The 18,341-nt window shown below is 48.6% G+C and carries 19 protein-coding genes and 1 pseudogene; 8 read left to right on the top strand and 12 right to left on the bottom strand.

The genetic code is table 11. The features are described 5' to 3' along the window. The 4 genes and pseudogenes from ACM0OZ_RS09620 to ACM0OZ_RS09605 form a co-directional block, all read right to left on the bottom strand. Positions 1–1,059 (bottom strand): annotated as a pseudogene (locus ACM0OZ_RS09620) (hypothetical protein); the annotation flags it as partial. A 38-nt stretch (positions 1,060–1,097) separates the two neighbouring features. Next, entirely contained in the window at positions 1,098–1,226 is a 129-nt protein-coding gene (locus tag ACM0OZ_RS09615) for a hypothetical protein (RefSeq protein WP_414582571.1), read from the bottom strand. 458 nt (positions 1,227–1,684) lie between these two features. Beyond that, positions 1,685–1,852, bottom strand: coding sequence for a hypothetical protein (locus ACM0OZ_RS09610; RefSeq protein WP_414582570.1), 168 nt, complete (start codon positions 1,850–1,852; stop codon positions 1,685–1,687). A 22-nt stretch (positions 1,853–1,874) separates the two neighbouring features. Continuing rightward, positions 1,875–2,048 (bottom strand): hypothetical protein, encoded by a 174-nt coding sequence (locus tag ACM0OZ_RS09605; protein ID WP_414582569.1) that lies wholly within the window; start codon positions 2,046–2,048, stop codon positions 1,875–1,877. 370 nt (positions 2,049–2,418) lie between these two features. Here ACM0OZ_RS09605 and ACM0OZ_RS09600 point away from each other — a divergent pair, with 370 nt between their 5' ends. After that, complete coding sequence (locus ACM0OZ_RS09600) at positions 2,419–3,375, top strand: ribokinase (RefSeq protein WP_414582568.1); 957 nt, start codon at positions 2,419–2,421, stop codon at positions 3,373–3,375. Beyond that, entirely contained in the window at positions 3,362–5,779 is a 2,418-nt protein-coding gene (locus ACM0OZ_RS09595) for a glycoside hydrolase family 65 protein (protein WP_414582567.1), read from the top strand. Before ACM0OZ_RS09600 ends, ACM0OZ_RS09595 begins: the two co-directional genes overlap by 14 nt. Here ACM0OZ_RS09595 and ACM0OZ_RS09590 read toward each other — a convergent pair. Genes ACM0OZ_RS09590 through ACM0OZ_RS09580 form a run of 3 tightly spaced genes read right to left on the bottom strand, consistent with a single transcriptional unit; the run spans position 5,763 to position 7,792 of the window. Continuing rightward, positions 5,763–6,746 (bottom strand): gluconolaconase, encoded by a 984-nt coding sequence (locus ACM0OZ_RS09590; RefSeq protein ID WP_414582566.1) that lies wholly within the window; start codon positions 6,744–6,746, stop codon positions 5,763–5,765. The genes ACM0OZ_RS09595 and ACM0OZ_RS09590 overlap by 17 nt on opposite strands. A 28-nt stretch (positions 6,747–6,774) precedes the next feature. Beyond that, on the bottom strand, positions 6,775–7,542 hold the full coding sequence (locus ACM0OZ_RS09585) for a glucose 1-dehydrogenase (protein WP_414582565.1): 768 nt from the start codon (positions 7,540–7,542) through the stop codon (positions 6,775–6,777). Continuing rightward, entirely contained in the window at positions 7,526–7,792 is a 267-nt protein-coding gene (locus ACM0OZ_RS09580) for a hypothetical protein (protein WP_414582564.1), read from the bottom strand. Before ACM0OZ_RS09580 ends, ACM0OZ_RS09585 begins: the two co-directional genes overlap by 17 nt. 183 nt (positions 7,793–7,975) lie before the next feature. On the opposite strand from ACM0OZ_RS09580, the gene ACM0OZ_RS09575 reads away from it, so the two are divergent. Next, positions 7,976–8,863, top strand: coding sequence for a LysR family transcriptional regulator (locus ACM0OZ_RS09575; protein ID WP_414582563.1), 888 nt, complete (start codon positions 7,976–7,978; stop codon positions 8,861–8,863). A gap of 178 nt (positions 8,864–9,041) precedes the next feature. On the opposite strand, the gene ACM0OZ_RS09570 is transcribed toward ACM0OZ_RS09575, so the two are convergent. Further along, positions 9,042–10,832 (bottom strand): ABC transporter ATP-binding protein, encoded by a 1,791-nt coding sequence (locus ACM0OZ_RS09570; RefSeq protein WP_414582562.1) that lies wholly within the window; start codon positions 10,830–10,832, stop codon positions 9,042–9,044. A gap of 312 nt (positions 10,833–11,144) precedes the next feature. On the opposite strand from ACM0OZ_RS09570, the gene ACM0OZ_RS09565 reads away from it, so the two are divergent. The 3 genes from ACM0OZ_RS09565 to ACM0OZ_RS09555 all read left to right on the top strand — a co-directional run bounded on the left by ACM0OZ_RS09565 (position 11,145) and on the right by ACM0OZ_RS09555 (position 13,634). Further along, positions 11,145–11,795 (top strand): TetR family transcriptional regulator, encoded by a 651-nt coding sequence (locus ACM0OZ_RS09565; protein WP_414582561.1) that lies wholly within the window; start codon positions 11,145–11,147, stop codon positions 11,793–11,795. A gap of 103 nt (positions 11,796–11,898) precedes the next feature. Beyond that, positions 11,899–12,216: a small multi-drug export protein gene (locus ACM0OZ_RS09560; protein ID WP_414582560.1), complete on the top strand. Its 318-nt coding sequence runs from the start codon at positions 11,899–11,901 to the stop codon at positions 12,214–12,216. 278 nt (positions 12,217–12,494) lie between these two features. Then, a complete protein-coding gene (locus ACM0OZ_RS09555) occupies positions 12,495–13,634 on the top strand; it encodes a cytochrome P450 (RefSeq protein WP_414582559.1) in 1,140 nt (379 codons plus the stop codon). Between the two features lie 754 nt (positions 13,635–14,388). Here the strand turns inward: ACM0OZ_RS09555 and ACM0OZ_RS09550 are convergent. The 4 genes from ACM0OZ_RS09550 to ACM0OZ_RS09535 form a co-directional block, all read right to left on the bottom strand. Continuing rightward, positions 14,389–14,658, bottom strand: coding sequence for a hypothetical protein (locus ACM0OZ_RS09550; RefSeq protein WP_414582558.1), 270 nt, complete (start codon positions 14,656–14,658; stop codon positions 14,389–14,391). Positions 14,659–14,920: 262 nt separating this feature from the next. Further along, positions 14,921–15,073, bottom strand: coding sequence for a hypothetical protein (locus tag ACM0OZ_RS09545; protein WP_414582557.1), 153 nt, complete (start codon positions 15,071–15,073; stop codon positions 14,921–14,923). 183 nt (positions 15,074–15,256) lie between these two features. Then, positions 15,257–15,640, bottom strand: coding sequence for a nuclear transport factor 2 family protein (locus ACM0OZ_RS09540; protein ID WP_414582556.1), 384 nt, complete (start codon positions 15,638–15,640; stop codon positions 15,257–15,259). A gap of 237 nt (positions 15,641–15,877) precedes the next feature. Continuing rightward, a complete protein-coding gene (locus ACM0OZ_RS09535) occupies positions 15,878–16,759 on the bottom strand; it encodes an oxidoreductase (RefSeq protein ID WP_414582555.1) in 882 nt (293 codons plus the stop codon). 118 nt (positions 16,760–16,877) lie between these two features. On the opposite strand from ACM0OZ_RS09535, the gene ACM0OZ_RS09530 reads away from it, so the two are divergent. Both ACM0OZ_RS09530 and ACM0OZ_RS09525 read left to right on the top strand, forming a co-directional pair. After that, positions 16,878–17,774, top strand: coding sequence for a LysR substrate-binding domain-containing protein (locus ACM0OZ_RS09530; RefSeq protein ID WP_414582554.1), 897 nt, complete (start codon positions 16,878–16,880; stop codon positions 17,772–17,774). A gap of 45 nt (positions 17,775–17,819) precedes the next feature. Continuing rightward, positions 17,820–18,077: a hypothetical protein gene (locus ACM0OZ_RS09525; protein ID WP_414582553.1), complete on the top strand. Its 258-nt coding sequence runs from the start codon at positions 17,820–17,822 to the stop codon at positions 18,075–18,077. Positions 18,078–18,341: the final 264 nt, after the last annotated feature.

Raw genomic sequence — 18,341 nt, 5'->3', positions numbered from 1 at the left:
GGTTGGTGTCGCTGCTCTTTGTCGCAGTTTGAATGCTAATGGTTTGGTTGTCGGTGCAACCGCTGTGGGCGAAGGTTCTGGTTCTGGTGGTTTTGGTGTTGGTGCGACGGCACTTTGTAGTGGTTCTGGTGGTGTGGTTGGTGTCGCTGCTCTTTGTCGCAGTTTGAATGCTAATGGTTTGGTTGTCGGTGCAACCGCTGTGGGCGAAGGTTCTGGTTCTGGTGGTTTTGGTGTTGGTGCGACGGCACTTTGTAGTGGTTCTGGTGGTGTGGTTGGTGTCGCTGCTCTTTGTCGCAGTTTGAATGCTAATGGTTTGGTTGTCGGTGCAACCGCTGTGGGCGAAGGTTCTGGTTCTGGTGGTTTTGGTGTTGGTGCGACGGCACTTTGTAGTGGTTCTGGTGGTGTGGTTGGTGTCGCTGCTCTTTGTCGCAGTTTGAATGCTAATGGTTTGGTTGTCGGTACAACGGTGGTTGGCGAAGGTTCTGGTTCTGGTGGTTTTGGTGTTGGTGCTATTGCCTCTGGCACTGGGCTTTGCGCAATCGCCTCCGGTACTGGGCTTTGCCCAATCGCACTTTGTAGTGGTTCTGATTGTTTAGTAGTAGGAGCAACCGCACTTTTCTGAGGTTCGGGTTCTAGTTTTTCAGGAGATTGATTTGGTGATCCTGCTTTTTGTTGCGTTTGTTCTTTAAGCAATATCTCAGAAGGTTTAGAAGCAGCAGAGGTGGGTGCAGTGGATGATGCCGACTTAGCAGTCGAAATAGGTGTTTGAGGTTTTGCTTTTCCACCTGCAACAGAATCTTTGGTAGCGCGTCGTGAAGTTTGGGGAGGCGTTTTTGTCGTATTGGGAGGAACTTCAACGTACTCAATTGGTATTGGTTCGGAAAGCTCTTGCTTAGGCGCAAAAGCTCGCAGCCAATAATCGCTGCCAAGAAAGAGAATAGAGTGCAGCAGGATGGAAATCACTACACTAAAGACCAGATTCTCTGGGCGATCGCTTCTTGCGAAGCTGCGCCAAGTGTAATCGCTTCTGTAGCCCTGTAATTTATCAGACTTAGCCATGTTATTGTGCCTTGTTGACAGCACCCTCAACTGTTTATTTAACAATGTAGGTGTGGTGACTGGCAAACATCAGCAATGCCGGCTTGTTGTGTCAGGCAATCTTTCATCTTAACCATCTGCATCAATGCGGTAGGATAGCGCGAACCAGCAGCTATTCCTGGTGGCATGATAGCATCCATTTGAAGTAATTCATCCGGAGTCAGTTGAACTTCTAACGCGCCAACGTTCTCTTCAATTTTTGCAACACAACCGTCTCGGGCGCGTTTTTCGGCTTTGGCTCACTCTTTGTCAAAATAGCTCAACTACTTGTCTATTCTGAGTTAAACATGATTTTTTATAAGTACAAATCTTACCCGAAACTTATTGATAATGATAATAAGCTTCAGGATAGGGGGGGCGAGTGACGTTCGCCCCCCACTGCACGATTATCATTCTTCAACGCATTTATTTCAACTTTTAGACGTATTGACAAAATACACACTTATTTTTAGATGATTCAGAATGGGCTGAATTAATGCTCTAAAAGTTAACGGAGTCGCGGAAGTCCCCACCCTCAATGTACCCATAGGGTGGGGATGGACACCGGGAGACGACGAAACACCCCGCTCACGGCAATAACCGCAGGTTATTTAGTGCAAGGGGTGGTAGAGGAGTCTCCAATCTCTGATGTCGGTAGTCGGTCTATGTAATCTTCAATAATTTGAGTGATTGTCTTTTCTTTGTTCGCGGCATATAACCGGATTTTATTCAATCGACGTTCGCTAATTCTAATATGCAATCCTTTGGTTTTCATGATAAATACGTCTATACAAAGTCTAAACGTATGCTATCATAGGTGTATCAGCTAACCAGTGACCAATCGACACAAACGTACTAGCAATTGCTAGGTGAACAGTGCGAACGCGAGTGCGTGCCCGAAGGGCATACGTTGGGAACGGTACAGAACCATGACAATTGGTAAGGGGTTGCATTGAGAAAGATTGCTTCATGCATGAAACCATCAATGCGTAAAACCAGTTTGGTTTGGTTGTTTAACTTTCGTGTCCTTGTACAAAGTTCCGGTGGGGCGTCACGGAACTCGCTTACTGCCTGTGGAGGTATCGAAACGTGGATGTTGCTGTATGACTTGTTCTTGGGGCATCTGGAGTAACGACCAATGAAGCAGGAAATTTCTATAAGGCGACTTGTAGAAGCCCCACCCTCAGCCGTCAGGCAGAGTGGGGAGAACGTCACCTCCAGTTAGATGACCTGCACCCTTAGAAAATTGTTTAATTGAACAAGCGACCTTGTCTGATTCTCTGGTGAATCCATTGGCAGTTTCAGTAGGGTTTGTCCATTGAGTCTAGGAGCGCAGACATCATGCATCAGGGAATCGTGATTTCCCTCGGTAGCGTCAATGCTGATTTTCAAGTGCGGGTCGATCGCCGTCCTGACTTGAGCGAGACGCTGTTGGCACACGACTTTCTCCAACTGAGCGGTGGTAAAGCGGCAAATGTTGCCTATCTGGCTCGCAAACTGAATGTTTCGGCAATGCTGATTGCCCATGTGGGTGACGATGCATTGGCAGAACAGGCATTACAACCGCTGCGAGACATCGGTGTTGACCTGCGCCACGTACATACCGTTGTAGGCAAACCTACAGGTGTTTCGATGATTACCGTTCCGCCGGATGGCAAGAAGGGAATTATTCTGGCTGGAAATGCAAACAACGACTGGTCAAAGGACGATATTGCTGAGGTGGGTGCAGCCATTGCAGACGCACCGTTAGGCTCGGTGCTGGTGGTTGATTACGAGATTGCCCCTTTTATCGTTGAACACGCGATTGCTGCTGCTCATGAGCGAGACATCCCAGTCATCCTCGATCCATCGCCCGCGGATCGAGTTGATCCAAAACTATTCCCACAGGTGACTTACATCGTTCCCGATGCGGGGGAGGCGAAGAAGTTAACAGGTATCGCGATCGACTCAGTGGATCACGCAATGCAAGCCGCCCATCACTTTATGGAGCAGGGGGTTAAAAACGCCTGTGTCAAACTGGAAGATGGTGGCTGTGTTCTGGTGAACCGAGATATGAGGTTCCATGTTCCGTCCATCCCATTAGAGGTTGTCGATGCGACGGGTGCCGGGGATGCTTTTGCGGGTGCTCTTGCCGTTGCTGTGCTGGAAGGTCGCTCACTGCAGGATGCTGCCTGTTTTGCTACGGCTGCCTCGCACGCTGCCGTGACGAAGTATGGTTCCCAACCTGCCTACCCGACGCGATCGCAGCTAAACACACTCTTTGAACAACTCACCCATCATGCCCATGTCCTTTCCTAGCAACCCTCATCCCCCAGAAGACGCCTGGAGTATTGTCTATGATGACTACGATCCTGAAGAAGAAGGTCGCCGGGAAGCCTTGTGTGCGCTTGGAAACGGCTATTTCGTCACCCGTGCGGCGGCACCGGAGGCAACAGCGGATGACGTTCACTACCCTGGCACCTATCGGGCAGGTCTCTACAATCGCCTGGTTAGTCAGGTCAATGATGAGGAGGTGGATGACGAGTCAATCGTTAATCTGCCCAACTGGTTGTCGCTGACGTTTCGGATTGATGGTGATGAGTGGTTTTCCATCGACACCGTTGAGATTCTTGCTTATCGCCAAATTTTGCAATTGCGGCAGGGTCTTCTACAGCGCGAGGTGCAGTTTCGCGATCGCCAAGGACGGCAAACAACGCTACGGGAACAGCGCTTTGTCAGCATGGATCAAGCGCATCTTGCCGGACTGCACATTGAGCTAACGGCACAGAATTGGTCAGGCAATTTAGAAATTCGTTCGGCGATTGATGGACGTGTTACCAATAATAATGTTGAGCGCTATGCACCGTTCAACAAACAACATTTGCAGCCAGTTGGCACCGGAACAATAAAGCCAGAGGGGATTTGGCTGGCAATGCGTACCTGCCAATCTCACATTGACATTGCAATGGCAGCCCGGACTCGCGTCGCTGTGAACGGACATGAGTTTGATGCAGAGCGAACCCACGACTGCGACGAATCCCAGGTTGCAGAGCGAATACAGGTGCAGGTTGATCGTGGTGCAACAGTTGCGATCGAAAAGATTGTTGCCCTTTACACCTCACGTGATCCGGCAATAGCTGAAAGCACAGAAGCCGCGCAGCAAGCTATCCAACGCGCTGCCAGGTTTGCCGAGTTGCTCAAGGCACATCAGCGAGCCTGGGAACGGCTCTGGCTTCGCTGCGACTTTGACCTCGACCCGGTGAAATATCTGGAAGCAGCCCGACTGCACATCTTTCATCTGCTGCAAACCGTCTCACCCCACACCGTTGACTTGGATGTCGGTATCCCGGCGCGGGGCTGGACTGGGGAAGATTATCGCGGGCACATTTTCTGGGATGAAACTTTTGTGCTATCGTTTTTGTCCTGTCGGTTTCCGGCGATCGTGCGTTCCATTTTGCTGTACCGCTATCGGCGACTCGATGAAGCACGACGATTGGCGCGTCAGCACGGGTACCGGGGTGCGATGTTTCCTTGGCGCAGTGCCAGCACCGGAGGCGAAGAAACTCCCCGCTTTCAGTTCAATCTCCTTTCAAAACGGTGGATGCGAGACAACACCTGTCTGCAACGCCACATTGGGGCAATCATCGCCTACACGGTTTGGCAGTACTACATCACAACCAACGACCAAGTGTTCTTGAGCGATTGGGGCGCTGAACTGCTGATTGAAATTGCCCGTTTCTGGGCGAGTATTGCCACCTATAACCCTAAGCGCGATCGCTATGAAATTTTGGGTGTCATGGGACCAGACGAATACCACACAACGTATCCCGCGGCAGAAACTCCTGGCATTAACAACAATACTTACACCAATTTGATGGCGGTCTGGACCCTTTGCCGGGCGCGGGAGGCACTCGATCAACTGCCCCCTTCCCGTCGGGCTGAGCTTTGGCAAGTATTGGAACTGAGCCAGGATGAGATTGACCAGTGGGATGTCACAAGCCGCAAGATGTATGTCAGCTTCCACGACGATGGGATTTTGAGCCAGTACGAAGGATTTGAGCGTCTGCAAGCGTTTGATCTACAGCAGTTCCGCGAGCAGCACGGCAAGCAGCGAATTGAGTGGATCCTAGAGGCAGAAGGCGACGACATCAATCGCTATCAAATCGCCAAGCAAGCCGATGTTGCCGTTTTGTTCTTTCTGCTAAACGAAACCGAACTGACAGCCCTACTGGAACGGTTAGGATACGCTTTTGACCGGGAGCAGATGCAGCGGACGATCGCCTATCACCTGCAGCGCACTGCTCACGAATCGAGTTTGTCCCATCTTGTTTATGCAGGGGCAACAGCGACGCTTGATCGCGATACCTCCTGGCAGCTATTCAGGCAGGCATTGTTCACCGATTGCTCTGATGGAGGCGGTTCGAGCACAAAAACGGGCATCCATTTGGGTGCGATGGCGGGTACGCTACACATACTCCATCACTGCTATCTCGGCTTGCGCGCCGATCATGAAACTCTCTACCTCGATCCATCGTTTCCGGCGCACTTGAATCGGCTGCGTGTCAGTTTGAATCACCAGTGCAACGATCTGCTTCTTGAGATTACTCAAAAGCATCTGAGCATTACAGCCGCTCCTGAAAACAGGGAATCTGTAAAGATTATCTGTCAGGGACAAGTTGCAACTGTGCAACCCGGCACTTCGATCATCATTCATCTACAGTAAAACGGCGGATGAAAAAGCGATTAGGGATATCTTTTTCTCGTCCTGGCAAAAGGCGATGACGGATACGCGCCTCAGTGACCCAGACATTGCGACCTGCTACAGTCAAGTTAACTGGTGACTCGATGTCTGCTGCTATGGTTTCCACCGACTTAGGTTGAGTCCCAGGCGAAAGAACATCGATACGTAGGAGGCGACCATTTCCACTTGTAACTGCACCTTCAGTAACGAGCAATCTGCCATCTGGTGCAAACTGCATTCCGTCTGGGTTTTCTAGCTTGCGCGGCAGAGGTATAGGCTCAACTTTTACACGTCCCTGGGATTCTGGTACCACCTTAAACAATTCTCCACCAGAGAATAGCGCCACGACCATAACACCATCCGGTCTACGGGCAATACCCGAGAGTCCTATCTCCTTGGTAGCCCAGCGTGTGTCTTCTGCCCAAATTTGAAGCTGAGTTGCCCCAGGCGCGAGATAGTAGATGCGGGGGCGCGAACTGTCGGTAAGGTAAACGCCGCCATCTGCATCAAGCGCCATGTCATTGCCAAAGCCACCATCAGGCATCAAAGTTACACGCAAAACCTTTCCCGTACGGGTATCGATTGCGAAAATCCGATGCGAACGGCGAATAGTTTCACCATTTGAACCAGGAACTCCAAGAAAATCAGGAGAGGTTCCCCAAAGAATTCCTCGCCGTTCGTCTAGTCGTAGACTTGTAGCGGCAAAGATTTCGTCGCTTCCAGGGAAGAAAGCCTCGCTCTTGCCTTGGGGATTAATACGCAGTATTCGCCCGCTTGTGACCGAACCGACATACAGCGTTCCATCGCTAGCGCGTGCAATTCCGTTTGGATAATGGAAATCAGCAGGCAACTCGATAGGGGGTAGCACTTGTGCAGGCGCAGCGATAGACTGAACAGAGCTAGAGACAAACACCACAAGTGCAGCAGTAGAAAGGAATGTCTTAAGCATGAAATTTGACCTCCTCAAGTTCTTGCGATCAATTCCTCAAACCTGGAATAGTCCACCCGCCATCAACTAAAATGCTTTGACCAGTCACAAATGAAGCAGCATCCGAACACAGCCAAAGAACGGTTTCGGCGACTTCCTCGGGAGTTCCCAAACGTTGCATGGGAGTATGAGCAATAAAGGGTTTGAGAAGCGCCTCATCATCACCAAATCGCCGCAACATTGGTGTATCTATGATGCCAGGATTAATGTTATTTATACGGATGTTATGCTGGGCAAATTCAAGAACTGCTGGTCGTATGAGTCCATCGATTCCGGCTTTGCTAGCAGAATAAATGGTTGAACCAGCCAGCCCACCAACAGCAAGCCAAGAAGAGGTGTTAACAATAGCACCACCCGTTCCCTGCTTAAGTAAGGCTTCGATTTCATATTTCATACACAGCCAAACTGCTTTCAAGTTGACTGCAATAGTCTGATCCCAGATTTCTTCTGTAAGCTCGGTCATGGGAGCGAATACCCCTTCCGTGCCAGCGTTGTTGAAAGCACAATCTAATCGACCGTAGATATCCACTGTTTTGTCAATGAGCTTCTGAATTTCGGCACTATTGGCGACATCCGTCTGGATGAAAGTCGCTTCCCCGTTAGCATCACGAATCATTTGCACCGTCTCTTTACCTTCATCCTCACGGCGACTGGCAACGACAACGCTTGCGCCTTCCCTTGCAAATGCAATTGCAGTCGCACGACCAATACCTGAGCTACCCCCAGTGACTAGGGCAACTTTATCTTTGAATCGCATGATAATTCCCCTTTGCTACGTGGTGTAAATGACTTTTACAGCGGTTTGCATTTGCATTCGACACAATTCTTGTGGGGTGGACATCTTGTCCGCCGACACAATTCTTGTGGGGCGGACATCTTGTCCGCCGACACAATTCTTGTGGGGTGGACATCTTGTCCGCCCCCAATCCAGGACGGGCGAGACGCCCATCCCACAAGAAAATGAGCCACAAGAAAATTAGCCACAAGAAAATTAGATTGTAGTCCACTGCATTCAATTGAAAACCGCTCTAAAGACAAAACAAAATCCCCCAAATTTATCTGTGCGGTTATTCTGCATTCTGTGTTCTGCGTTCTGTGTTCTTCTTTATGATTGTCATTATGTAATGACTCTCAAAGTTCTGTCCAAGACCTTTTTTGCGCTAAGGTGATACCAAATAGGTATCACCGCTATGGAACTGCGACAGATAAAATATTTCGTCACTGTTGCTGAAGAATTAAACTTTCGTCGTGCCGCTGAACGACTGTACATGGAACAGCCGCCACTGAGTCGTCAGATTCGCCACTTGGAAGAAGAACTGGGCGTGGAGTTATTCCACCGGACGAAGCGCGGTGTCACCCTGACGGAAGCAGGACAAGCATTTTTGGAGGAGGCGCGGCTCACACTTACGCAAGCAGAACTTGCTGTACAAGCAGCAAAGTTGGCAAGTCGTAGCAAACAAACCACGCTTAAAATCGGGTTTTCGATTTGTACCTTTAATCGGCTACTGCCGGAAATGATACAGGGATTTCGCCAAGATTTTCCTGATGTCGAAGTCAATTTGCAAGAAATGACCACTGTAGCGCAAGTAAAAGCGTTGCAAGCAAGTGAAATTGATGTTGGGTTCCTGCACTTGCCTATTGATGCAGATGATTTACACACAGAAGTCGTTATTGTAGATCAATTCGTCGCAGTTTTACCGGAAAATCATCCGTTAGCGAAACTGCCCCAGTTATCATTGCGATCGCTCGCCGAAGAACCGTTTGTTTTGTTCTCCAGACAAGCCAAACCCGATTTTTACGAACAACTCATCAATACTTGTCAACAATTTGGTTTCACACCGCGTATAGTTCAAGAAGCTACTCCGCCGGAAGTCGCCATCAGTTTTGTGGCGGCTGGGGTAGGAGTTTCACTCGTGACTGCTATCCATCAAGAAAAGCAGAACTCTGGTATCGTCTTCCGAAAACTTAGTGATGCGATTCCACCATTAGAAATTGCGATCGCTTGGCAACAAAATAATACATCTTCGGTTGTGCGCTCTTTTGTGGAGCTGGCGAAGAAAATCAAATCCCCAAACTGAATGTTTTCTCTGTTCTGCCGTCAATTTTTTTGGAAATTAAACCACAGATGGACACAGATGGACACAGATAATTTATCTGCATCCATCTGCAGTTTCAAAGAGCCAAAAACCAGATTTTTGCAACAAATCCATTCTCACTTTTTCGCGTTGCTCTCACTTAAGATAGGGTCAGAACTTGCTACGCTTGCAATGCAATCAAGTGTGCATACAACCCATTTCGTTGCAGCAATTGTTGATGATTGCCAATTTCAACAATCTGTCCCTTATCCAGCACAACAATTCGGTCAGCCTTACGAATTGTAGAAAGTCGATGGGCGACAACAAATGTGGTACAATTTTTCATTAACCGTTCAAGAGCTTCTTGAATCAAAGCTTCCGATGCAGTGTCTACTGAAGCCGTTGCTTCATCTAAAAACAGCACTTTGGGATGACGAACTAAGGCACGGGCGATCGCCAGGCGTTGACGCTGCCCACCTGAGAGTTTTGTTCCATTTTCACCAATCAGAGTATCAAGTCCTTGTGGTAAGTTGAGGATAAATTCTAGTGCGTTAGCATCTTGGATTGCTTGGTGTAACTGCCTTTCACTCACCCCTTGCAACCCATAAAGAACGTTTTCCCGCACAGTCCCCTCAAACAGAATCGTTTCTTGGGGAACTACTGACACAAACTGGCGATAAGTTCTTAAATCCAGAGCGTTCATGTCTTGCCCGTCGAGATAAATCTGTCCTTGTGTCGGTCGCAAAAAACCAATCACAAGATTGAGCAAGGTGGACTTTCCGGCTCCTGAGGGACCTACGAACGCGATTGTTTCACCAGGAACAACATGAAGCGAAATATTATCAACTGCTGGATGCTCGCTGCTAGGATAAATGAAACTAACAGCATCAAATAAAAACTCTCCTCGCACTTGCCTGACTGGGTGCTTGCCTTGATTCTGTTCTATGTCGGGACACTCCAAAATTTCACCCACCGAGCGAATCGACTCAAAACCTGTTCCAATCTGTGGTAGCACTGCCAGAATTTGGACGATGGAATTAGTGAGGGCGTCAAAATAACCTGTTAACAGAATCACGTCACCAGAAGTGATTCCCATCTTACCGGTGTAAGCCATATAAGCAGAGGTCACCAAACAGATAGCACTAAACAGGCGCAGCGTCACCCAGCTCGATGCATTAGTTATGGCGTTAATGCCATCTAAACTCATTGCCGCCCTTTTAACGGAGATCAGGCGCTGTTGTGTCCGATCAATTTCGGTTTCTTCGATCCCATGCGCCCGTGTGACTGGAATAAGCTTAATCATCTCAATCAGGTGAGAAGATATGCCCTCCATTTGTCGGCGGAAAATATGATTACGCTGTTGAATCGGCTTTTTGAGGACTTGCACTAAAATCACTGCCGCCGGCACTGTTGCAGCAAAGAAGAACAAAAACTTCCAGGCACGCATCGCAGTAATGGTGATCGCAATCAAAATAGTCAATAACGCTGAAGGTAGAAACTGAAAAATGGAGCTTGTCAGTTGCTGAATTTCTTCTACATCCCGCAACAGCTTCACTTGTAGTACTCCTATACTACGCTGCTTGTAAAATCCGATGGAAAGCTGTTGCAACTGTCGCGTCAATAAATCGCGCACATTAGTTTCCATTTGGCGGGTTGCCGCACTCAAACTCATGATGTGCAAATAGTGGGTGGGAATATTTTGTACAATGGATACCGCTAAAATCGCCCCATTAAGCCATAGCTGTGTTAGCGAATGCTCTTGAGGGCGAGAGATGATATCGATGATGTTGGCAATGACAACCGGTCGAATCCACTCTGGGCTATGTTTGATGACGTAGAACACCATTGACAGTGCTAGCTTGTCCCAGTCATGAGAGTACAGCAGAAGTAACGTTTTAAATGGAGCATGACTGCGGTAAAAAGGCAATAGCAGCTTTGTGTTGGATTGTCGCTTGTGGTTAGGTCCTTTCATGGATGAGCAACGTGAACTACCGGCACTGACCTAACGGTAAAGTATACCGCTGCTTGGGCAAAACTAAGTATTAGTTAGATTGACATCGTTTTTCTGAGCACTATTAGGATTTATTGCCAATCTTACTAGTCTGTATACAACAAGTTTTTTGATTCCTAGCGGGGCGCTTGCCAATTGTCCTTCCCATAGATAGTGGGATTGGGATACGTCGGCTAGCAAATCGAAGGCTTTTCTTTAAGTATCTTGACTCTATACCGTCCAGACGGTATAGTAAATTTGTGAGAGGTTGCACTCCTCGAAGCAATCTAGATTTTGATTGCCGAAGACTTCATTGCTGAACAGTGCAATGCAGCGCTATTCCCTGTTGCTCTTTTGGACATTCCTATGGTTCCTCCCAAAAAGTCAAAATCTCGAGCAACCACTCGTGAAGCTCTCTTGCAAGCTGCTAGCCAGGTTGTGATCGACAAAGGTGTCGAGGCATTGACCTTGGATGCAGTAGCTCAACAAGCGGGAGTCAGTAAAGGGGGCTTGCTTTACCATTTCCCCAACAAAGACGCTTTGATGACGGGCATGGTGGAGCAACTGATTCGGGATTTTGATGCCGTCCTGCAATTAGAGTTTGAGCAGGATGATGCACCGGGGACACCGGGGCAGTGGGTGCGGGCATACATTCGGGCAACGCTACGTTTTAGCAAACAATCGCTGGCATTAATTGCCCGTCTTACTTCAATTGCGGCTGACTCGCCCAATCTGTTTGAAGCTGCCAAAGTCTATGATCAGCAGTGGCGACAGCGGATTGAAACCAGTGGAATTGATCCAACGAAGGCAACGATTATTCTGTTGGCGACCGATGGTCTGTGGTTATCAGAAGTATTCCAGGTTGGCACTCTAGAGGAACCTCGTCTCACTCAAGTTGTGGAAACGTTGCTTGCTATGACGCGAACAACCGAATCAGTTAGCTGATATTTTTGAATCCGTTAATTCAACGCTGATGGCTTCTCCAGTTCATTCAGTCAATTTGTTCTGCAAATTTTCATGATTTACCACCTTAAATCGCATACTCATCATGCTGATTGCTCAGTACATGACCAAAGCACTGACTACCTGGTCAGTTGGGTTTTTCCCCTATTTTGAGGTTTACGCAGCAGTCGCAGCGGGGATGGCAATGAAACTCGATCCGCTTTCATCGGTGGTTTGGGCAGTGTTTGGCAACTTTACTCCGATTCCTTTGCTCCTGTGGGGTTATAGTCGCCTGATGCGTATTCCGCAATTACGCGCCTGGTTGTTGCGGATGGAAAAACCGGGCGGACAAAAATTAAAACGCGCCTTTGATCGCTATGGAGCCTGGTTTCTCATTCTCATGATCCCGATTCTTGGCAGTTAGACGATCGCCGTTGTTGCCCCTATAATCGGCATTCATCCCAGACGAATACTCCTATTTTCATTCATCGGCATCACTCTCTATGGAGTGGTTACGGCTGTGGCGATAAGCTGAGTACAGCTTGCGCTTCGCGATCGCATTGGGCGTGAGTTAGTTCACGCACCATTAAGCCCCAACTTCAACGTTCGGTTTCTAACTTGTTCGTCATTCATCTGCCAGATAGCGAGAATCTGGCTCGGTTCAACCTGCAAATTTTTCGCTCATATACAAGGAGATCTATTATGCAAGCCAATCAACTATCGATTACAACACCAATGACTGAACTGTTTGGCAATCCCTTTCCCTGGTATGCCATAATGCGCCGTGAATCGCCCGTGTTCTATAACGCAGAGCAGCAAAGCTGGATGGTATTTCGCTATGAGGATGTGAAACAGGTATTTGCAGATTGGCAAACGTTTTCATCTAAAATACCATATCCACCAGAGCAAACCGATCTTACTCAAAGTCTGATCTCCACTGACCCACCCAAGCATCAATCGCTGCGATCGCTTGTTGGCAAAGTATTTACTGCTCGTCGGGTAGAAGAATTAGCACCGCGCATTACTCAACTTACCCATGAACTGATCGATAAAGTTTATGGTCAAGAGCGGATGGACTTCATGCATGACTTGGCAATTCCACTGCCAATCATTGTGATTGCTGAAATTTTGGGTGTTCCCATTGAAGATCGGCATGACTTCAAACGCTGGTCAGATGGCATTGTGGTGTATGAGCCGAGTGCACCGAAAGCAATGGGTGACTACTTCCGACATCTGCTAGAGCAACGGCGACAAAATCCTGGCAAAGACTTGATTAGTGATTTAATTGCTGCTCACGAAGCTGGTGAAACCCTGACGGCTCAAGAATTGGTCGATTTCTGCATGCTGCTGCTAATAGCTGGCAATGAAACCACAACCAACCTGCTGGGGAATGCCATTCTTTGTTTTAACGAATATCCAGAAGCGTTTGAGCGGCTGAAGCAAGAACCTCAATTGCTGCCGGTGGCGATCGAGGAAGTATTGCGCTATCGCTCATCAGTCCAGGGGATGGAACGGTTTACCAAAACAGAAACCCAACTGGGGGGACAGACAATTCCAGCAGGACAAATGGTAATCGTTTGGATCGGGTCAGCCAATCGGGATGAGACTCAGTTTGATCGCCCAGATGAGTTTGTGGTCGATCGTGACCCAAATCCACATTTGTCCTTTGGTAACGGCATCCACTTTTGCCTGGGTGCGCCCTTAGCTCGTCTAGAAAGCAAAATCGTGCTAAGTGCTGTACTAGAACGCCTGCCAAACCTACGCATTGACCCAAACGCCACGCTGGAATTTATTCCCTCAACGGGGGTGCATGGCGTTAAGTCCTTGCCTGTCCTGCTTTAACCATCAGAGGCTGAGCTATCTGATATATCGTTATTCTTGGCACAGATAGATGCGATCGCTCGGCGACAAATAAATGGGAGCGTGAACATCTAAATGCTGCAAACGCGCTTGAGCCAGTAATTTGGCAAAATATTCTGAGCGATTGTCAAAGGTTTGACCAATGGCGATCGCTCATCGGATTACGAGTGCAAAGTTTTTGAACGAAGCCAGCTAACGCCAAAAGTCAGCGGTTGCAGTGGACTCGAAACGCAGCAGCGATCGCCCGTCAATCCGCTGCACTGACGTGTTAGCTGGATGCCGCCACCGATCGCCCTCAACCACTTACTCTCTCCCACTCACCGATCGCCTCTCACTACCGCCCTCACCAACGATCTCCTGAGCGGCTTGAGACACCACCACAAACCTCAAACAACGGTCACAACCAACCATCTCCTGAGCGTTTTCGCACTCACTAATAGCCTCCAAGAACAAGTGTAAAAGACTCTGTGCGGAGCCAGCTAACGGTTGAACTCACCGGACGGGGATAATCTTTGCAACTCAACAGATAACCTACGCTCCGTTCCAGTGCAGTGATTTGTTAGGCTGCGGGTATACTCGACCATGAATGATGCTAGATTGAGCAATTGCTCTCCCACACCAGAAGGCATTGGGGAGAGAGGCGATCGCCCCCTACCCATATCCTTTTTTCAACTATGCCCTCACCAATAACCTCAATTGTTTCCCGTAAGACCATCTCGAAGTACAAGCCCAGTCCTTAAAACGCAACATCCGCAGCAATCTCCTGCCATTGAGTAGCCAAATCCTCCGCAGTAGAAACCTCAACAGCGGCAAGGTTCAACGGATAGTCCACGTTGTCTCGCTCGATCCAGCGCGCGGCTGTGAATTGAGCATTGCTTGCCCTTAATATAAATCCAGACTCTCGGCATTCTCCAGAAGCGAGATATAACACTCCGGGGGCTACTTGATCGGGTCGCAAATCCTCTGGCTGATCTTGTACGTTCCACATCCGCGTTTTGGGCTTCATAAAGATTATTCAAAGTTGGTCAACCTTGGCAAAATGCCCAACGCGCGATACTCGTTTTTGAAGTAAATTCTCAGGTTTGGTTGGGCATTTTGCGGCCTCAAAGCCGGGTATAACCTATACCGAGTAAATAAGGTTGACCAACTTTGAACAGGATTTTCCCAAGGCTACTGGTGAAATCGCATTAACGAGAATTCCATGCTCTTTGCCTTCAACCGCGAGCACATTCATCAAACCGATCTGTGCCATTTTCCCCATCGCATCTCTAGGCGAGACCACTGAGTGCATATTGCTGATAAATAGCTCTATCCGAAGTCGTCAGCACAATCCGTCCGTAGTTTTGTCGCTTCATAATCCCAAAGGCAGCTTGAGCCAGCCATGTTGGTGCTTCTAAATTAATACTGATGGCATGCGTCAAAAATGGCGTTTCGTTGGTTGCTCCCCTATCTTGCTTGGAATGGATTTACGACGTTCATCAAAATCTGGAGGTTGCTTCTTAACGTGAGCTAACGGATCAAAGCTGAGCGACGCTTCAGGGCGCCTGTTGGTGTGAAGAACGGAACCGGGGTGGCCGCCCTGAAGCGTTTGATCGAGCGCCGTGTTAGGCTGTGTGGCCGGACGATGGAAGCGGACAGACTTCCATGGCTTGAATCAAGCCCTGCGCAATGGTGAAACGATGACCGACGTGCTCATCGGCAAGAACGGCTCCAGCCAGGTCGCGCACGACCTGATGCACATCGACCAAGATACGCCCGGCCTCCTCCGGGTGAAAAGTCACCGGCTCCACGTGCGGGTTGATCTCGCTCCATTGCTCCGTCCAGTAAGCGCGGACTTCTTCAGGTCCACGGACAAAACCGCCTTTGAATGCTCTCGGCCAGGTCACGTCCGGAGTCATTCGGGCGAGGGCGGCGTCAATGTCCCGCGCGTTAAAGGCCGCGTAGGCCGCGCGGAGCAGTTCGATTTCTGGTGTAGGTTTCACTGACATAAGTGGTGTGGTGAAGGATACGCAGTAGGGCCTAACAATTGATAGACAGAAAGTTTCCGCCTAAGATCCGCAGTGGGCGGATAGACAGAAAGTTTCTGTATAATACTCCAAAGCTGCTGTTTAAGCCGAATCTTTGCGCATAATACGCTCATTTGGGTGGATAGGTCGAAAGTTTCTGCATAACATCCTAAAGGGTAGAGGCTAAAGGGTAGAGGGTGGATTGGCTCTATCTATTAGCTACCCAACTATTACCTCACTGTTACTATCTGTATAATCCGTACTTACAGTCACCTGCTGCCAAACATCCAAATCCGTTTTGATCCATTCCAGTTTTTCATGAATCAGGCTCATAGCATCCGTGCCTAATACCAGTCGCATCGGTGGATGAGGACTTTCCACAGCTTGAATGATGGCTTGCGCCGCTCTAGGTGGATTGCCAAGTTGCTTACCATCCATCTCTTTGAACCACTGCAATGAAGCACCGCTCACGGTCGCATAGGCATCAATGGATTGTTCTGCTGCTGCCAGAGAGCGTCCGTTGAAGTCTGTGCGAAATGCCCCAGGTTCAATTAAAGTGACTTTAACTCCAAAGGATTCAACCTCCTTAGCCAGGGCCTCAGATGTGCCTTCCAGGGCGAATTTAGTGCCACAGTAGATGCTGCTTCCACCAAATCCCACTAATCCTGCTGTGGATGACATATTCACAATGTGACCCCTGCCTTGCTGACGCATCAAGGGCAAGACAGCTCGCATTAGACGGAGCGCCCCAAAGAAGTTGGTTTCAAACTGTTGGCGAATATCAGCATCACTGACTTCTTCAAGTGCTCCAATTAGTCCATAGCCAGCATTGTTGACCAGCACATCAATTCGACCAAATGTGGCGATCGCTGTATCAACCGCTGCTTGTATGTCTTGGGACAAGGTTACATCCAGACGTACAGCCTTTGCGGTCTCCCGATAGTGCTCAATCAAAGCGCGAAGTTGCTCTGGTTCGCGAGCAGTAGCCAGCAGGTGGTCGCCCTTCTTCAACACAGCTTCTGCTAGGGCACGTCCGAATCCTGTTGAGCATCCTGTAATTAACCAAACTTTAGGAGCGACACGATTTTTGTCTCTTGTCATTTGTTTTCTCCAATCCAAAAACGATGAGACGCGCCTCATATTTCTTACGATAGGAGACAGCCATGCGACTGTCCAATATATATTTGACTAAGATTAATAGGTTAGACATATAAGTACGATGGAATTACGGCACCTGCACTACTTCATCGCGGTGGCAGAGGAACTACACTTTAGTCGAGCAGCCCAGCGGTTGCACATTTCCCAACCCCCGCTCAGTCAGCAGATTCGCTGTTTGGAAGATGAACTAGGAGTCAAGCTGTTTGAACGAACGAAGCGGCAAGTGCATCTGACTGAAGCAGGCAAAGTGTTTTTAGAGCGCTCCTATGGAGTGTTAGCGCAACTCGAACAGGCTATCGTTGTGACACAACAGATCGGGCGGGGTGAGGTTGGACAGTTGGCGATCGGCTTTGTTGACTCTGCAATGTATACGTTACTACCAGAGATTGTAAGGGTCTTTCGAGAACAGTTTCCTGCTGTAGAACTGCGATTGCATGAACTGACGACTGCTCAACAGATTCAAGCGCTGCATCACAAACAGGTTGATATCGGCATTGTTCGTTCTGCCATCAGCGAACCAGGTTTGAGTGTGGAGTGCCTTTTGCCAGAATCATTGGTCTTGGCGTTGCCAGAAACCCATCCGTTGTCTGCCCAGACTCAAGTGTCGCTCTCCACATTGGCTTCGGAATTATTTATCCTATTTCCTGCCAAAATGGGACCCGTCTTTTACGAGCAGATTATTACCATTTGTCAACAAGCTGGATTTCGTCCGAAAGTGGCTCAAGAGGCAGTTCAGATGCAGACGATCATCGGCTTAGTTGCAGCAGGACTGGGCATTGCGATCGTTCCCGCCTCCTTGCAAAACTTCCACAGAAGCGGAGTCATTTACAGACCCTTACAAGAGCAGATACCTAAAACCGGACTTTATCTTACTTGGCGGCAGCATGATTCCTCACCAGTAATAAGAGCATTTCTCAGCTTGGCACGGAAGACGACACGGCGGGGAGTCAAATCGTGACGATACGTGAGCAGTTAGGGATCAATCACCTCACCTAAGATGGCAATGAAACTGGATGCGGTTTCATCAGTGGTTTGGGCAGTGTTTGGCAACTTTACTCCGATTCCTTTGCTGCTGTGGGGTTGTGGCGATGCTCCCAAACGGAGCCGCTTTGCGATCGCTTGTAAATCGCTTGCAAACCAAAATGAGCGCGATCTGCCGAACGCGAGTGCGTGCGCTTTGCGCTTAGGCAGCAGCGAAGCTATCGCCGCATTCCCTAGTACGCCGCTTGTCATCGGTCTGAGATATAGTCTTGGTTTTTGAATCCCCTTGCGGGGAAGTATTGAAAACTGACTCAACGATTCAGAATACAACGAGAGAGCAAGTTTCAATCCCCTTGCGAGGAAGTTACTTAATTGTGGTTTAGCGTTGTACTTTGCTACTTTCACTTTAAGTTTATCTTGTTAAGAATCTATATACAACTTTTAGCTAAAAGTATTGTAAATATAGTTGATGAGCGTACTTACTAAATACTTAAGTTAATTTTTGTCTATAGTATATAAAATTACGGAAAATTACGGACAAACC

This window comes from Scytonema sp. PCC 10023 (assembly GCF_963920835.1).
Classification (GTDB): domain Bacteria; phylum Cyanobacteriota; class Cyanobacteriia; order Cyanobacteriales; family Nostocaceae; genus Kalymmatonema.
This window is presented reverse-complemented; position numbering and strand designations above follow the sequence as displayed.

What these genes read in the sequence shown, in the direction of transcription:
- ACM0OZ_RS09530 (WP_414582554.1), top strand. Translation starts at nt 16,878, where the DNA reads ATGGAATTACGGCACCTGCACTACTTCATCGCGGTGGCAGAGGAACTA.
- ACM0OZ_RS09595 (WP_414582567.1), top strand. Translation starts at nt 3,362, where the DNA reads ATGTCCTTTCCTAGCAACCCTCATCCCCCAGAAGACGCCTGGAGTATT.
- ACM0OZ_RS09615 (WP_414582571.1), bottom strand. Translation starts at nt 1,226, where the DNA reads ATGCCACCAGGAATAGCTGCTGGTTCGCGCTATCCTACCGCATTGATG.
- ACM0OZ_RS09525 (WP_414582553.1), top strand. Translation starts at nt 17,820, where the DNA reads ATGAAACTGGATGCGGTTTCATCAGTGGTTTGGGCAGTGTTTGGCAAC.
- ACM0OZ_RS09535 (WP_414582555.1), bottom strand. Translation starts at nt 16,759, where the DNA reads ATGACAAGAGACAAAAATCGTGTCGCTCCTAAAGTTTGGTTAATTACA.
- ACM0OZ_RS09590 (WP_414582566.1), bottom strand. Translation starts at nt 6,746, where the DNA reads ATGCTTAAGACATTCCTTTCTACTGCTGCACTTGTGGTGTTTGTCTCT.
- ACM0OZ_RS09600 (WP_414582568.1), top strand. Translation starts at nt 2,419, where the DNA reads ATGCATCAGGGAATCGTGATTTCCCTCGGTAGCGTCAATGCTGATTTT.
- ACM0OZ_RS09560 (WP_414582560.1), top strand. Translation starts at nt 11,899, where the DNA reads ATGCTGATTGCTCAGTACATGACCAAAGCACTGACTACCTGGTCAGTT.
- ACM0OZ_RS09575 (WP_414582563.1), top strand. Translation starts at nt 7,976, where the DNA reads ATGGAACTGCGACAGATAAAATATTTCGTCACTGTTGCTGAAGAATTA.
- ACM0OZ_RS09585 (WP_414582565.1), bottom strand. Translation starts at nt 7,542, where the DNA reads ATGCGATTCAAAGATAAAGTTGCCCTAGTCACTGGGGGTAGCTCAGGT.
- ACM0OZ_RS09555 (WP_414582559.1), top strand. Translation starts at nt 12,495, where the DNA reads ATGCAAGCCAATCAACTATCGATTACAACACCAATGACTGAACTGTTT.
- ACM0OZ_RS09540 (WP_414582556.1), bottom strand. Translation starts at nt 15,640, where the DNA reads ATGTCAGTGAAACCTACACCAGAAATCGAACTGCTCCGCGCGGCCTAC.
- ACM0OZ_RS09605 (WP_414582569.1), bottom strand. Translation starts at nt 2,048, where the DNA reads ATGAAGCAATCTTTCTCAATGCAACCCCTTACCAATTGTCATGGTTCT.
- ACM0OZ_RS09570 (WP_414582562.1), bottom strand. Translation starts at nt 10,832, where the DNA reads ATGAAAGGACCTAACCACAAGCGACAATCCAACACAAAGCTGCTATTG.
- ACM0OZ_RS09610 (WP_414582570.1), bottom strand. Translation starts at nt 1,852, where the DNA reads ATGAAAACCAAAGGATTGCATATTAGAATTAGCGAACGTCGATTGAAT.
- ACM0OZ_RS09550 (WP_414582558.1), bottom strand. Translation starts at nt 14,658, where the DNA reads ATGAAGCCCAAAACGCGGATGTGGAACGTACAAGATCAGCCAGAGGAT.